Origin of the sequence: Burkholderia ubonensis subsp. mesacidophila, assembly GCF_002097715.1 — a bacterium.
GTDB lineage: Bacteria > Pseudomonadota > Gammaproteobacteria > Burkholderiales > Burkholderiaceae > Burkholderia > Burkholderia mesacidophila.
This window is the reverse complement of the sequence record NZ_CP020738.1, coordinates 2731720-2746154: the sequence shown is the minus strand read 5'-3', so window position 1 is coordinate 2746154 and position 14435 is coordinate 2731720. Positions and strand designations below refer to the sequence as shown.

Here is a 14435-nt window from a genome sequence, read left to right as displayed (position 1 = left end):
GTATCCGTCGAATTTCGTATCTGAATTTGCTTTCGTTGATTCAATTCTTCCCGATGGCTCACCAATTGGAAACAATTTAACGGGCACTTTATGTCGTGGATCAAAGATCGCGGGCGGGGGGTAAACGGCGTCAGGCGGGGGGGTAACGCGAGGGGGGGGAAGTCGACGCAACGGGCAATGCGACGCAAGGCCGCGGGCGATGTGGCCGGGACGGGTTCCGGACGACCGCATCGACCGCGCGGCTTCGTTGCTTCAGATATCGAAATACAAATAGAACTCCCAAGGATGCGGACGCAGCCTGACCGGGTCGATTTCGTGCTTGCGCTTGTAATCGATCCAGGTCCGGATCACGTCGTCGCTGAACACGTCGCCCTTGCGCAGGAACGCGTGGTCGGCTTCGAGCGCCCGCAGCGCGGCCTCGAGCGAATCCGGCACTTGCCGGATGTTGCGCGCTTCTTCCGGCGGCAGGTCGTAGATGTTCCGGTCGAGCGGATCGCCGGGATCGATCCGGTGTTCGATGCCGTCGAGCCCGGCCATCAGCATCGCCGCGAACGCGAAGTACGCATTCGCGGACGGGTCGGGGCAGCGGAACTCGACGCGCCGCGCGCTCGGCGAATCCGAGACCATCGGGATGCGCGCGGCGGCCGACCGGTTGCGCTGCGACATCGCGAGGTTCACCGGCGCTTCGTAGCCGGGCACCAGCCGCTTGTACGAATTCGTCGTCGGCGCGCAGAACGCCATCAGCGCGGGCGCATGCTGCAGCAGGCCGCCGATGTACCAGCGGCACAGGTCCGACGTCAGCGCCCAGCCGGCCGCGTCGTAAAACAGGTTGCGCTCGTCGTCCCACAGGCTCTGGTGACAGTGCATGCCGCTCGCGTTGTCGGCGAACAGCGGCTTGGGCATGAAGGTGGCGACCTTGCCGTGCCGGCGCGCGACGTTCTTGCAGATGTACTTGTAGATCATCACGTTGTCGGCCATCCGCGTGAGCGTCGCGAAGCGCATGTCGATCTCGTTCTGTCCGGCGGTCGCCACTTCATGGTGGTGCACCTCGACCTGCACGCCGGCCTGCTGCAGCGTCAGCGCGATCTCGGAGCGGATCTCCTGCAGCGTGTCCTGCGGCGGCACCGGAAAATACCCTTGCTTGTAGCGCGCCTTGTAGCCGAGGTTGCCGCCGCCGTACGCGCCTTCGTCACGGCCCGTGGTCCAGTCGCCTTCGGCCGATTCGACGTAGTAATAGCCGCTGTGCTGATCCTGCCCGAAGCGGATCGAGTCGAAAATGAAGAATTCGAGTTCGGGCCCGAAATAGCAGGTCGTCGCGACGCCGCTCTGTGCGAGATACGCCTCGGCCTTCTTTGCGACATGGCGCGGATCGCGCGAGTACGGCTGCCGCAGCACGGGATCGACGACGTCGCAGATCAGCGACAGCGTCGGCGTGCCGCACACCGGATCGACGAACGCGGTGGCCGGATCCGGCCGCAGCAGCATGTCCGACTCGTGGATCTCCTGGAAGCCGCGAATCGACGAGCCGTCGAAACCGATGCCGGCTTCGAACAGGCCTTCGTGAAGTTCGGGGAGCGTAATCGAGAAGTGCTGCCAGAGTCCCGGCAGATCGGTGAATTTCAGGTCGACGATCTGGATCGCGTGCTTGTGCACCAGATCGATCACGTCGCTCACGCTTTCGGGACGGGCGACGCGATAGCTGCCTGCATCGACGGATACCGAGGAAGGCGCCCCGGGGTTGGCTTGCGTATCGGGCATGGACGTTCTCCTCTTCCGGCCCTTTGCCTATGTTCCTGCTTGGTCTGCCCGCATGCGAAAGCCGCGCGGGTCCACACACGCAAGCGCCCGGTTACCGGTCTTCCCGCATCCCGGCCAGGCGGGCTTCGCCGGCGTCCCGCGCGGCGGCGGCCGTGCCGAACGTCTCGTCCGACACGAGCGCGCGCTTCACGTGCTGCGCATCGAAATCGACGAGCGAGATGACCCAGACGAACGCGCCCGCATGCTCCGCGGTCTGCACGAAGGCACGGACATTGCTGCTGGTTTCCGCATTCATGGTGATCTCCTGAAAAAGGGGCACTTCGATCGGCCGGGAATGCCGCATCCTCCGTGCGTCACGCGGGGCCGGCGGGGTTGCACCTTGATTGTAGGCAATGGGAACGGGCGAATCGCATCGGGTTTTTGCGACGCAGCGCGGCGTCGATGACATCGTCAGCGACATCTCGTCGCAGATGCGGGCCGTGACGCTCGGGAATCCCGGAGGCGGTGCCGGACAAGATCTTGCCGAAAGCGCCGGCATGCCGCTGATTTTCAGATCGGAATATTTAATTTGTTATGCAAAGGGATGATGGGCGATTGGACGGAATGCGAACGGTCGTATTTGACCGGTAAAGTACATTTTGATACGATCGTCGCGTTTTAAAATTCCATCCTGTTCGATCAAGCGAATACCCATAGCAGTTCTACGGAATCAATGCGTCGCCGGCCCGCTTCGTTGAAGGCAGGCGAGCGCGATTCAACGTGATGGCATCGCCCGGATGCCATCGCCATCGGTACAGCGACACTCGCCACGAAGCCCGCGGACCTCGTCATGCGGCGCGCCCCTCTTTAGCCATGTCGTCAGCGTCCGTCTCGACGCGCATCCGTGTGATGCGCGCAAGACCTCGGACGTTCCGCCCGGACGCGCTTTTGCGCGCCTGACCCGCCATTCCTGAATCGATTCGTTCGCCGCCATCGAAGCGGGCGTCGATCGCATTCATGCAATCGGAAGTGCACAGCCCATGTGAAATCAGCAGACCCGTTCGAAAGGAAAGCAGCGTTTCAACCCGTCACGACCACTATGAGGAGTCCAACCGATGACCTTCCGAACCTGTTCGAAACATGCGCGCAGCGGCGCCAACGCGGGCGTCGCCGTGCTGCTGTGCATCGCGTCCGCCGGATCGAACGCCGCGCTGCAGCCGGTCGACGAAGCGCCGGTGGCGCGGCGCACCGACATGACCTGCCGGATCAACCGGGATGCGAGCAAGGACTGCACGACGCACGAAAAGCTGACGATCCTGCGTCCGGCCGGACGCGCGCAGCTGTCCCGGCTCGACTTCGACTTCCGCGACAACGACCGCCTCGAGATTCGCGATGCCGCGGTGATCCAGCCGGACGGCCGGCGCGTCCCGCTTGCGGCGAAGCAGATCGACACGCGCACCGCGCCGAACCCGGAGGCCGGCTTTCACCGCAACCGGCAGACGTCGGTCGCGTTCCCCGGCTTGCGGGTCGGCAGCACCATCACGTACACGCTCGTCGAGCACGTCGCCGCGACGCCGAATGCGACGGAATTCCACGAGCGCGCGGTGTTCGGGCCGATGCCCGTGCGGCTCGACGCGTACCGGGCCGAGTTTTCCGCCGACCGGCCGATCGCGTGGCGCGGCGAGCAGCTCGACGAATTCGACGTCGAGCCGTCCGGGCAGGGCCGGCGTGTCGTGGTCACGCTGAAGGCGCCGCGCTATTTCAACCTGATCAACGAGGACGGCACGATGGCGCGCCGGGTGCCGCGCATCGAGCTGACCAGCAGTCTCGACCGGCAGGCGCACTTCGGCCCGTTCGCGGCGCGCTACAACGCGATTCTCGCCGCGCCGCTGCCGGCCGGTGCGGCGGGCGCGGTCGCGGCGGCGCGGGGCAAGCCCGAGGCCGAGCGCGTCGCCGCGCTGATGAAGCACATCAGCGCGCACTACCGCTACATGGGCGACTGGCGCATGAGCGAGCGCGGCCTCGTGCCGTTCGATCTCGCGCAGATCGAGGCGAACGGCTACGGCGACTGCAAGGATCTCGCCGTGCTGCTGGCGGCCATGCTCGACGCGAGCGGCATCGACGCGCGGCCCGCGTTCGTGTTCCGCGGCGTCGACGCGGGCCCGCTGCTGGTGCCCGGCCTCGCCGCGCCGAATCACGCGATCGTGCGCGCGGTAGTCAACGGCGAGACCTGGTGGCTCGACCCGACCAACAACGTCTATCTGCCGGGCAATACCCCGCCCGACCTGCAGGAGCGATGGGCGCTGGTCGTCGAGCGCAACGGCACGGTCGAGGAGGACCGCATCGCGGCGCAGGCGCCGCGGGTGATCTTCGACGGCACGTACCATGCGAGCGTGCTCGACGACGGCAGCGCGCGCGTCGACTTGCGCGTCGACAAGGACGGGAACCTGCTGTGGGCGCTGATGGATGGCGACTATGCGCAGGGCGCGACCGCCGTCGACCAGCATCTGTGCAACACCTGGTTCAAGGAGCCGGTCGAATGCCGGATCGACCGGCCTGACACGAGCGCCGCGGGGTTCGGCCGCTACCGGATCAGCGCGCACGGCGTGGACCGGCGCGCGCTCGACCGGACGTCGAGCGGCTACGTGTACAACGGCGGCTCGGGATGGCGCGACAAGTGGGAACGGCTGGCCAACTACCGGCGCAACGGCGATGTCGGCGACCTGTATCTGGGCGACCAGGAGGAAAGCCGGGCCGAGGTGCGGCTCGACGGCGTGCGGGTGGAGCAGCCGCTGGCCGCCTGCAGCGTGCGGTCGCCGTGGTTCGATCTCGACGTGACGCCCGAGCCGGCGGCGCAGGGCATCGCGTATCGTCAGCGCCTCGTGCAGAAGCAGCGCTGGCTGACCCACGACGAACTGACGAGCGACGCGTTCGGCCGCTTCCTCGACGACGCGCAGCGTTGCACGAACGCGTTGCGGCAGACGGTGTCGGTTGCGTCGCCGGCCTAGTGACGAAGGGCTGCGCCGCCGCGCGCGGCGCCCGCGCTCACTTCCACGTCGGCGGCAGCGCGGGCATCTCCAGGCGCGGGGCCGTCACGCCCTGCACGTCGCCGAAGCCGCGCTGCGCGTTCCACGCGTCGGCCGCGGCGACCATCTCCGCCGGGCTGCGCGCGACGAAGTTCCACCAGATCAGCAGGTCTTCCTCGAACGGGGCGCCGCCGAGCACGATGAATCGCGAAGCGGCCTGCGTCGTCAGTTCGAGCCGGTCGCGCCCGGTGCCGAGATAAAGCAGCACGTTCGGCTCCAGCGCCGCGCCGTCGACGGCCACGTCGCCCGTCAGCGCGAAGACCGCATATTCGAACGCCGGATCGAGCGGCATCGCGAGACGGGCGGCGCCGTCCGACGCGAAGTCCAGCCCGACCATCGGCGAATACACCTGCGCCGGCGACACGCGATCGAACGCGGCGCCGGCCAGCACCGTGATCGTGAACCCGCCGTCGCGGTGAACGGGCAGGTTCCGGTAGTTTTCGAACGCGGGCGCGCGATCGCGATGCGCGTCGGGCAGCGCGATCCAGAGCTGCACCGCATGAAAGCGCCCGCCGGGCAACAAGGAGTCCTCGGTGTCCTCGGCGTGCGCGATGCCGCGGCCGGCGGTCATCAGGTTGACCTCGCCGGGCCGGATCACCTGTTCGTAGCCGAGGCTGTCGCGATGCAGCACCGAGCCTTCGATCATCCAGGTGAACGTCTGCAGGCCGATGTGCGGATGCGGGCCGACGTGCATGCCGGTGTCGGCGGAAAGGGCGACCGGGCCCGCGTGGTCGAGGAAGCACCACGCGCCGACGGTCTTGCGCTGACGATTGGGCAACGCGCGGTGGATCGGCAGCGCGCCGACTTCGGCGGCGCGCGCCGGGTAGCGTTCGGCGGCCTGCGGGCCGGGTGCGGGGGAGGTCGACGGGGTTTCGAGGCGCGTGTCCATGTCGTGAATGTCCTGTAATCGTGTCGCGTCAGGCGCTCAGGCGGCTGTCGATCTCGACGTCGCCGGTGAGCAGCCGGTGAATCGGGCACGCGTTCGCGATTTCCAGCAGGCGGTTGCGCTGCTCGGCCGTCAGGTTGCCGCTCAGCGTGATGTCGCGCGCGATCTTCGTCGGCGATCCGGGCTGCTCGTCGGTGATCGCGAGCCGCACGTCGATGCCGTCGAGCGGCAGCTCCTTGCGCTGCGCGTACATCGCGACGGTGATCGCGGTGCAGGAGCCGAGCGCGGACAGCAGGAGGTCGTGCGGATCGGGGCCGCTGTCGCCGCCGCCGAGACGGGCCGGCACGTCGCTCAGCCATTCGTGGGCGCCGGTGCTCAGCGTGACGCGGTAGCGGATCGCGCCGAGATGCGCGACGACGGTCGAATTTGCCATGGGAAATCCTGATGAACGAGAAAGCGGGGAAAGGGGCCGGCCGGATGCCGCGGGTCAGCGGTCGTTGATCCGGACGACGGCGTAGCCGGCATCGTCGAACGCGACGAAGAACTCCTCGGCGAACAGCCACGAATCGACCTGGACCATCTGGTTCGGCTGGTCGACCTGAACCTTGGCGTCCGGGTCAACGGTGCGGATCTGATGCGCGATGTCTTGTGCCGCTGCGCCATCGATGGCGTGGTCGAGCAGAAATTCCATGATGTGCTCCTGATCGAATACGAATGTCTGACTGCCTGCGTGCGCGGCAGGCGTGCCGCGCAACCTGATCGCAACCTTACATCGGCTTGACGGCGCACAAAAGCCGGTGCGCGCGGAACGCACTGTCGCCCGCCGGGCAACAACGCGTGCGCCGCCTTCATCGACGGCCTGCCTGCGCGGTCGCGCCCGCCGCGTCGACGCTCCGAGGGCGAAGGGTGACGGTGCAGGTCGTGCCGGCGGCCAGCAGCGTATCGGCCGGCAGCGCATCGAGACGAATGCGCACCGGCACGCGCTGCGCGAGGCGCACCCACGTGAAGACCGGATTGACGTCCGCGAGCAGCGACGAGCCGGTCGGGTTGTCGCGATCGCTGATGCCGCGCGCGATGCTCTCGACGTGTCCGCTGAGCGGCGCGCCGCCCGACAGCAGCCGCACTTCCACCGGGTCGCCGACGCGCACCTGCGGCAGCTTGGTCTCTTCGAAATAGCCGTACACCCAGTAGGAATGGGCGTCGATCAGCGCGAGCCGTGCGACGCCCGAGGTCGCATAGTCGCCGGGGTACAGGTTCAGGTTCGTGATGTAGCCGTCGACGGGCGCGCGCACCACGCTGCGTTCGAGATTGAGGCGCGCGATGTCCCGCGCGGCGAGCGCGGCCTGGTAATTGGCCTGCGCCTGGTGGGCCGCCGCGCCGGAATCGTCGCGCACTTCGGCCGAAATGACCGCGCCGTCGAGTTGAGCGCGGCGCGCGGCCTGCCGGCTGCGCATGTCGAGTTCGGAGCGCCGCAGCGCGACCTGCGCGTCCGCTTGCGCGAGCGCGTAGCGGAAGCGGTCCGGATCGATGCGAAACAGCACGTCGCCGCGATGCACCGGCTGGTTGTCGGCGACGAGCACGTCCGTCACGATGCCCGACACGTCCGGCGCGATGTTGACGACCTTCGCGCGCACGCGGCCGTCGCGGGTCCACGGCGCGTACATGTAGTGCGTCCAGAGCGCATGGGCGAGCAGCACGGCGGCGCAGAACAGCAGCAAGGTTGCCGCGACGCGAAAGAAGGATTGGGCACGCATGATGACTTCGGAGCGGGTAGGGAGTTATTGGGCGAACAGCAGGCCGATCGCGCAGAAGACGCACACGAACAGCGACACCCGGAACAGCGCCGGATGCCAGACGCGCCGGTAGAGCCCGGCGCGCGCGATCCAGCGGTCCGCGATCCAGAACGCGACGCCGCAGCCGACGAACGCCGGCAGCAGGCCGGGGAAGAGCAGCGAGACGAACGACATTTCAGCGAACATCGGGGCCTCCCGGCGGCGGCATGACGGCGTCGGCCGGCATCGGTTCGACGCCGCCGCCGAGCGCCGTCATCAGCTGCGCCCAGCTGTCGAGCCGCGCCGCGCGCGTGTTCGCGAGGCTTTGTTGCGCCTGCAGCAGCTCCGTCTGCGTCGACAGCACGTTCAGGTAATCGGTGAGGCCGGCGCGATACGCGCGCGCCGCATAGTCGAACGCGCTTTGCGCGGACTGCACCGACGCCTCGACGTCCTGCTGCTGGCGCGCGAGCGACTGCAGCGACACGACCTGGTTGGCGACGTCGCGAAACGCGCCGAGCACGGCCTCGTTGTATGTCTCGACCGCGGCGTCGTAGTCGGCGACGGCCACCCCGTAGCGGCCCTTGCGCACGCCGCCGTCGAAGATCGGCAGCGACAGCGCGGCGCCGAAGCCGTGCGTCATCGCGTCGTTGTTCACGAACGTGAAGAAGCCGCCGAACGCCGCCGACGCCAGCCCGGCGCTCGCGATCAGGTCGATGTTCGGATAGAAGTCGGCCTTCGCGGCCTTGATGCCGTGCGTGGCGGCTTCCACACGCCAGCGGGCGGCGACGATATCCGGGCGATGGCCGACGAGCTCCGCCGGCAGGCTCGCCGGCAGCGCGGCGGGCACGTCGAGCCGCAGCGCCGGCCGCGCCAGTTTCGCGCCGGCCCCGGGGCCCTGGCCGGTCAGCACGGCCAGCTCGTTGCGCATCACCGCGATCTGCCGGTCGAGCTCCTCGACCTGCGCGCGGGTCGCCGCGATCGGCGTCGTCGCTTGCGTCACCTCGAAGCGGCTCGCCAGTCCCGCCTTCACGCGGCGCTCGATGATGTCGACGATGTTCTGCTGCCGCTTCAGCGTCGCGAGCTCGACGTCGCGCTGATCGAACGCGCGTGCGAACGACACATAGGTGCGCACGACCGCGGTTTCGAGCGTCAGGCGCGCGGCGCGGGCGTCGGCTTGCGCGGCCCATGCGCTGTCGAGCGTGCCCTCGCGCAGCGCGCGATCCTTGCCCCACAGATCCAGCGAATAGCTCAGGTCCGCGCCGACGGCGTTGTTCCAGACGGTATTGCCGCCCGGCGGGCTGGGGCTCGCAAAGCGCGCGAAGCGCCTGCGCGTGAAGTCGCCTTGCACGCTCGCCGACGGGTAGCGCGACGCGCCGGCGATGCGAGCGAGCTCGAGCGTGCGATCGACGCGCGCAAGGGCGACGCGCAGCGCCGGATTGCCGGCGACCGCGTCGGCGACCAGCGCGTCGAGCTGCGGATCGCGCCACGCGAGCCACCAGTCGTCGCGCGGCCACGCGGCCGCGGCGTCCTGGGTCGAATGCGGGAACGGCGCGGCGACGCCGGACGGGTCGAGCATCCGCGCCCGTGGCGCGATCCCGTTCGTGTCGGCGCACGCGCCGAGCAGCAGCGCGCATGCGACGGCCGCCGCGCCGGCGGCGACCCGGCGGCCCCGGTCAGGCGCGCGCGTCATGGTGCGAGGCCGGCGCGAGCCGGAGCGGAATCAGGTTGCATTGCAGCGAGACGCGGATGAAGTTGACGCAATGGCGCAGGTGGGTGTTCGTGTCAGGCGCCGGCGGCGCGGCGGCGTCCAGGGTCGCGAGTGCGGCGGCCGCGTCGCGCTCGGCCGCCTGCAGCGTGTCGAGCGACGGCGCGTCGAACAGGCGCGACACGGATGCGCACAACGCGCGCTCGCGCGCATGCCACGTGTCGGGCATCGGGTGCTGCGCGGTCGCGGTGCGCAGGTCGACGATGCCGCGGCCGATTTCCAGCGACGCGAACGTCCAGGCGAGCAGCGTGTCCTGGCCGAGCGGGCCGGAAGCCGGCCGCGCGGCGATCTGCAGCACGAAATCGCGCACGCCGGCATCGAACCGCGGCATCAGCCCGGCGAGCGCGCCGTGGCAGGCGTCGCGCGACACCAGCCGCCGGAGCTGGCGCAGGTAGAGGCCCGTGGCCCAGTCGCCGCCGTACGGCGCGACGACGGAATAGGCCAGCGACGCGGCGCCGATGCCGAGGATCGCCGCGAAGCCCGCGTCGAGCGTCGCTTCGGGCGCGTAGACGCCCGGATTGGTCAGGTTGCCGAGAAACAGGAAGTAGATGTTGAAGCCGAGGCCGACCGCCGCGGTGGCGGGAAACGTGTTCAGGTACGACCCGATGCAGACGAACAGCGCCAGCGCGGCCGCCAGTGCGGCGAAGCCGTCGATCGACGGCAGCAGCCCGAAGTTGAAGAACAGGCTCGCGATCCACGCGGCCGCGCAGCCGAGCGCGACCTGACGCGTGGCCGCGGCGGGCGCGGGCATGATCGAGTAGAGCGCGCTCGCGATCGTCGCGGCGATCACCGCGCCCGCTGCCGCGTTCCACCCCGAGGCGATCCAGAACAGCGAGACCGCGCCGATGGCCGCGATCGCCCGCAGGCCGGAGGCGGCTGAGACCATCCGGTTCGCGGCGGTGCCGATCCGCGGCAGGCGGGCCGGCGCCGGCGGCGCGTCACCCGCGGCCGGCTGCCGGATCGCGATGAAATCCGCGAGATAGCGGCGCACGCTGACGAACGCTTGCCGCAGCAACGACACGCCGGTGCCGACGTCGCGCCGCACGGTCGCGTCGGCGTGCGCGGGGACCAGCGTGTCGCTCGCCGGCAGCTGCGCGAGCCATCGATCGATGTCGTCGACGACGCGCTGGACGGCCAGCAGGTCGAACGGCTGCGCGTCCGCTTCGGCGGGGATCAGCCGCGCGGCGTCCGCGCACAGCCGATCGACGATGCGCGCTGCCGGCCCGTCGGCATCGCGGCCGATGCGGAGGCGAAACGGGTGGAGCGCATGAAAGCGCGCGCTCGCGTCGAGGAACTGGTCGGCCATCCGTGTCATCACATCGTCGCGCGCGCGCAGGTCGGGGTCTTCGAACACGGCGGCGCTGCGCAGGTTCTCGAGTTGCGCGCGCGCGGCGATGAGTTGCAGATACGCGCGATGCTGCTCGCCGGCGGGCAGCGCTTGCGTGAGCGCGGCGCGGACGACGCGCATGAAATCGGCATAGTGATGCTCGCCGGTCTGCATCAGCATCGCGCGGACGTGGCGCGGCAGGATCAGCGCGCTGACGAGACTCGCCGACAGGATGCCGATCGAGACCTCGCTCAGCCCGGTCACGACGTTGGCGATGATGTCGTACGGCCGGTCGACCGACGGCAGTGCCGCGATGCAGGTCGCGTAGCCGGCCAGCACGAAGCCGTACGACTGGTAATTGCGGAAGTAGGCCGCGCCCCACGTGCAGCAGCCGATCCACAGGGCGAGCGCCGTCAGGAACAGCACCCGCTCCTGCGGAAAAGCGCCGATCAGCACGATCGCGGCCAGGTTGCCGACCAGCATCCCGACGCCGCGGTAGAACCCGCGCGCCATCACCATCCCGCTGTGCTGATGCATCATCAGGATCACGACGGTCACCATCGCGGTCCGCGGCGCGGCGAGTTCCAAGCGCATCGACACGCCCGCCGCGATCACGACGGCGAGCGCGGTCTTGAGCACGTGGATCAGGCGCGCGCCGTCCGTGCGTCCGAACGCGCGGAACAGGTCGAGCGCGGTGCGCGCGAAACCGGCTCGGCTCACGGCGGGAGGGATCGTGTGCTGAGTCTCTGGCATGGCGTGGCGACTGGGCGGTAGATACGCTGCATTGCGGCGCGGCGCTTGATGTCCCGGCACGCCCCGGCGCGCGCCGCGAGGGCGGGCGTTCGGCGGCGCGCGAACGGCGCCGCGGGCACGCGTGGCGAGGGGATGCGCCGGTCCGGCGCGGAACGCGCACGACAGACTCTACGGAAGCCCGCGCGCGCGCGGTAGTGCCGGAACGTGAAACTCTCTGTTCGACCGCGGGAAACGCGGCGCGCGTGTTCCGTCATGCGGAGGCCGCCTGCAGCGCCTCCGCCGGCTGCGCATCGTCCGCGAGCGTGGCCCACGGCCGGTCGAGCAGCGCGATCCGCACGTGTTCGATGAACGCCTTCAGCTTGTTGCTGGCGAACGGATTGCGCGGATAGACCGCATAGATCACTTCTTCCTGCGGCGTCTCGTCCGGCAGCAGCCGCACGAGCCGGCCATCGCGCAGCGCGGGGTCGGCGACGTAGGCGGGCAGCATCGCGATGCCGATCCCTTGCATCGCGGCATCGCGCAGGGTCTCGCTGTTGTTCGCGAGGAACGCGCTGGCCGGACAGAGCGTCTGCGGCTTGGCCGGCCCGTTCGGCGATTCGAACGACCACGTCTGCGACGGCGACGCATGCGTGTAGTTCAGGCACCGGTGTTCGAGCAACTGGTCGATCGAATCCGGGCGGCCGTGGTGTTCGAGATAGCACGGGCTGCAGACGACGACGCGTTCGCATGCGGCGATCCGGCGCGCGATCAGCGCGCTGTCCGACAGGCGGGCGGAGCGGATCGCGACGTCGAGGCGCTCGGCCTCGATGTTGACGATGCGGTCGTCCGTCTCGAGCGTGACGCGCAGGTGCGGATGGGCGGCGGCGAATTGCGCGATCGCGGGGCCGAGCCACAGCCGCGTGAGGCTGACCGGCGCCGTGATGCGCAGCTCGCCGCACAGGCCGTGCGATTGCTCGGCGATCTCCTCCGCGACGTCGATGAGGCGCCGCATCGATTCCGATGCGGCTTCATAAAAGATCATGCCGGCATCGGTCGGCACGACGTTGCGCGTGGAGCGCATCAGCAGTTGCACGCCAAGGGTGCGCTCGAGATCGCTGATGCGTTTGCTGACGACCGATTTGGACAGGCCGAGCCGCCGCGCCGATTCGGTGATGCTCTGTCGTTCGACGGCGAGCAGGAAGGCCTGGATCTCGTCGTTGTTCAGGGATTTCATGGTGCGATCTCGCTGGGTGTCGTGTGCTGGGCATGCCACTTCAGTGGCGCCGGCGGACGGTTGCGTCGGCCGGGTCACGGCGCGCTGCGTTTCCTCGGGTGACGGGGGAGCGGTTGTTTCAGACTAGGGCGCTTGCGCGGTTTGTCGAGACGATTTATCGCGCCGTCGCGCGCCGCCGGCACGGACGGCGCGCCGCGTATGAGCACGAGCGTCGACGGCGCGAGCGATTCGATGTGCGCGGTCGTCCCGGCGCGCGCGAGCACGACGAGGTGCGACGCGCTCACTTCCTGGTCGCCGTTGATCAGCAGGCGGCCGCGCAACACCGCGATCGCCAGCGGCGCATTCGCTTCGGATCGCACCGGAACCGCGGCGCGCGACGGCAGTTCGAGCTCCCACACGTCGACGCGCGCGGGCGCCGGCACGGGGCCGATGCGTCCGCGATGGCTGCCGGCGATCACGCGGATCTCGCCAGCGCCCGGCAACGCCACCGCGGGCGCGTGTTCGGCGTGCAGCACGCGGCTGCCGTGCGGCGCGGCGTCGATCGCGCGGGCGTCGTCGACGGCCAGCCGCACGATCTCGGCAGGCGGGGTTGCGACGTCCGTCGGTTGGCCGTCCCTGGCATCGTCTGATGATTGCGCCGCGCAGCGATGCAGGATCGACACGGTTGCGCCGGCGCCGGCGCCGTCGTCCGGTGCGCGGGCGGATGCCGGCGCATCGTACGGCGCGCGCACCTGCGTCACGTGGTCGAGCCGCGTGAACGGGCGCAGATAGCGGCCGAGCGTGCGTTCCGAGAAGAACGTGCGCACGACCTGCCCCGCCGCGTCGCGGTGGGGATGGGCGCAACTGAATACGCCGAGCACGGGCTTGAGCATCGTCGCCTCGCAAATGGATCTCGATCGGACGACGTAAGCGTAGGGCAACCCCTTTTGCGTCGGTAGACCGCGCAGGCTATCCTCAGTGTCTCATTCATGGAACGATGAACGGCGTCGATGCAGGATCTCAACGATCTCTATTTTTTTGTGCAAGTGGTTGAATACAAAGGGTTCGCGCCTGCCGGGCGGGTGCTCGGCGTGCCGAAGTCGACGTTGAGCCGGCGGATCGCCGCGCTCGAGAAGCAGCTCGGCGTGCGCCTCGTGCACCGGTCCACGCGGCAGTTCTCGATCACCGAAATCGGCCAGCGCTACTACACGCACTGCAAGGCGATGCTCGTCGAGGCCGAGGCCGCGCAGCAGGCGATCGACCAGATGCGCGCGGAGCCGCAGGGCGTGGTCCGGCTCACGTGCCCTGTCGCGATCCTGCATGCGCGCGTCGGCGCGATGCTCGCGGAGTACCTGGCCCGCACGCCGCGCGTGACGATTCACCTGGAGGCGACCAATCGCGTCGTCGACGTGGTGGGCGAAGGCATCGACGTCGCGATCCGGGTGCGGCCGCCGCCGCTGAAGGACAGCGACCTCGTGATGCGCGTGCTCGGCGAGCGGTCGTGGTGTCTCGTCGCGAGTCCGTCGCTCGTGCGGCAGCACGGCGACGCCGAGACGCCGGCCGACCTCGCGGCGTGGCCGAGCCTCGATTTCGGGCCGGCGCAGTCGCAGCACGCGTGGCAGCTCGACGGGCCGGACGGCGTGCAGGTGACGATCCGCCATACGCCGCGGTTCGTCACCGACGACATGACCGCGCTGCGCCAGGCGGCGGTCGCCGGCGCGGGCGTCGTTCAGTTGCCCGTGATGATGATGATCGACGAGTTGCGGCGCGGCGAGCTCGTGCGGGTGTTGCCCGGCTGGTCGCCGAAGAGCGGGGTCATCCATGCGGTGTTTCCGTCCCGCCGCGGGCTGCTGCCGTCGGTGCGGTCGTTGCTGGATTTCCTCGCCGAGCGTTTTGCGGAGGTCGATGAGGCGTAGA

Annotated in this window: 15 protein-coding genes; 3 read left to right on the top strand and 12 right to left on the bottom strand. The window is 69.2% G+C overall.

The features are described from left to right. Positions 1-252: 252 nt before the first annotated feature. The gene (gene glnA, locus B7P44_RS29840; protein WP_084909450.1) at positions 253-1758 is read right to left on the bottom strand and encodes a type I glutamate--ammonia ligase; all 1506 of its coding nucleotides are present in this window, start codon (positions 1756-1758) and stop codon (positions 253-255) included. Positions 1759-1849: 91 nt separating this feature from the next. Further along, entirely contained in the window at positions 1850-2053 is a 204-nt protein-coding gene (locus tag B7P44_RS29835; protein WP_084909449.1) for a hypothetical protein, read from the bottom strand. Between the two features lie 97 nt (positions 2054-2150). Between B7P44_RS29835 and B7P44_RS36850 the strand changes: the two genes are divergently transcribed. Further along, complete coding sequence (locus B7P44_RS36850) at positions 2151-2345, top strand: hypothetical protein (RefSeq protein ID WP_133117950.1); 195 nt, start codon at positions 2151-2153, stop codon at positions 2343-2345. A 240-nt stretch (positions 2346-2585) separates the two neighbouring features. Here the strand turns inward: B7P44_RS36850 and B7P44_RS36845 are convergent, their stop codons facing one another. Continuing rightward, complete coding sequence (locus B7P44_RS36845; RefSeq protein ID WP_157721118.1) at positions 2586-2756, bottom strand: hypothetical protein; 171 nt, start codon at positions 2754-2756, stop codon at positions 2586-2588. Between the two features lie 96 nt (positions 2757-2852). Here B7P44_RS36845 and B7P44_RS29830 point away from each other — a divergent pair, with 96 nt between their 5' ends. Next, entirely contained in the window at positions 2853-4745 is a 1893-nt protein-coding gene (locus tag B7P44_RS29830; RefSeq protein WP_084909448.1) for a DUF3857 domain-containing transglutaminase family protein, read from the top strand. Positions 4746-4782: 37 nt separating this feature from the next. On the opposite strand, the gene B7P44_RS29825 is transcribed toward B7P44_RS29830, so the two are convergent. The 9 genes from B7P44_RS29825 to B7P44_RS29785 all read right to left on the bottom strand — a co-directional run bounded on the left by B7P44_RS29825 (position 4783) and on the right by B7P44_RS29785 (position 13411). Continuing rightward, positions 4783-5712 (bottom strand): pirin family protein, encoded by a 930-nt coding sequence (locus B7P44_RS29825; protein WP_084909447.1) that lies wholly within the window; start codon positions 5710-5712, stop codon positions 4783-4785. Positions 5713-5740: 28 nt separating this feature from the next. Then, positions 5741-6142, bottom strand: coding sequence for an OsmC family protein (locus tag B7P44_RS29820; RefSeq protein WP_084909446.1), 402 nt, complete (start codon positions 6140-6142; stop codon positions 5741-5743). 54 nt (positions 6143-6196) lie between these two features. Then, positions 6197-6400, bottom strand: coding sequence for a hypothetical protein (locus tag B7P44_RS29815; protein WP_084909445.1), 204 nt, complete (start codon positions 6398-6400; stop codon positions 6197-6199). Between the two features lie 157 nt (positions 6401-6557). Then, positions 6558-7463, bottom strand: a complete 906-nt coding sequence (locus B7P44_RS29810) for an efflux RND transporter periplasmic adaptor subunit (RefSeq protein WP_084909444.1) — start codon at positions 7461-7463, stop codon at positions 6558-6560. 24 nt (positions 7464-7487) lie between these two features. Then, a complete protein-coding gene (locus tag B7P44_RS29805) occupies positions 7488-7688 on the bottom strand; it encodes a DUF1656 domain-containing protein (RefSeq protein ID WP_084909443.1) in 201 nt (66 codons plus the stop codon). After that, positions 7678-9171 (bottom strand): efflux transporter outer membrane subunit, encoded by a 1494-nt coding sequence (locus tag B7P44_RS29800; RefSeq protein ID WP_084909442.1) that lies wholly within the window; start codon positions 9169-9171, stop codon positions 7678-7680. Before B7P44_RS29800 ends, B7P44_RS29805 begins: the two co-directional genes overlap by 11 nt. Beyond that, positions 9155-11293 (bottom strand): FUSC family protein, encoded by a 2139-nt coding sequence (locus B7P44_RS29795; protein WP_231716747.1) that lies wholly within the window; start codon positions 11291-11293, stop codon positions 9155-9157. Before B7P44_RS29795 ends, B7P44_RS29800 begins: the two co-directional genes overlap by 17 nt. 283 nt (positions 11294-11576) lie before the next feature. Then, entirely contained in the window at positions 11577-12539 is a 963-nt protein-coding gene (locus tag B7P44_RS29790) for a LysR family transcriptional regulator (protein WP_193834321.1), read from the bottom strand. A 74-nt stretch (positions 12540-12613) separates the two neighbouring features. Then, on the bottom strand, positions 12614-13411 hold the full coding sequence (locus B7P44_RS29785) for a pirin family protein (protein WP_084909440.1): 798 nt from the start codon (positions 13409-13411) through the stop codon (positions 12614-12616). Between the two features lie 117 nt (positions 13412-13528). On the opposite strand from B7P44_RS29785, the gene B7P44_RS29780 reads away from it, so the two are divergent. Then, positions 13529-14434: a LysR family transcriptional regulator gene (locus tag B7P44_RS29780; protein WP_084909439.1), complete on the top strand. Its 906-nt coding sequence runs from the start codon at positions 13529-13531 to the stop codon at positions 14432-14434. Position 14435 lies beyond the last annotated feature (1 nt).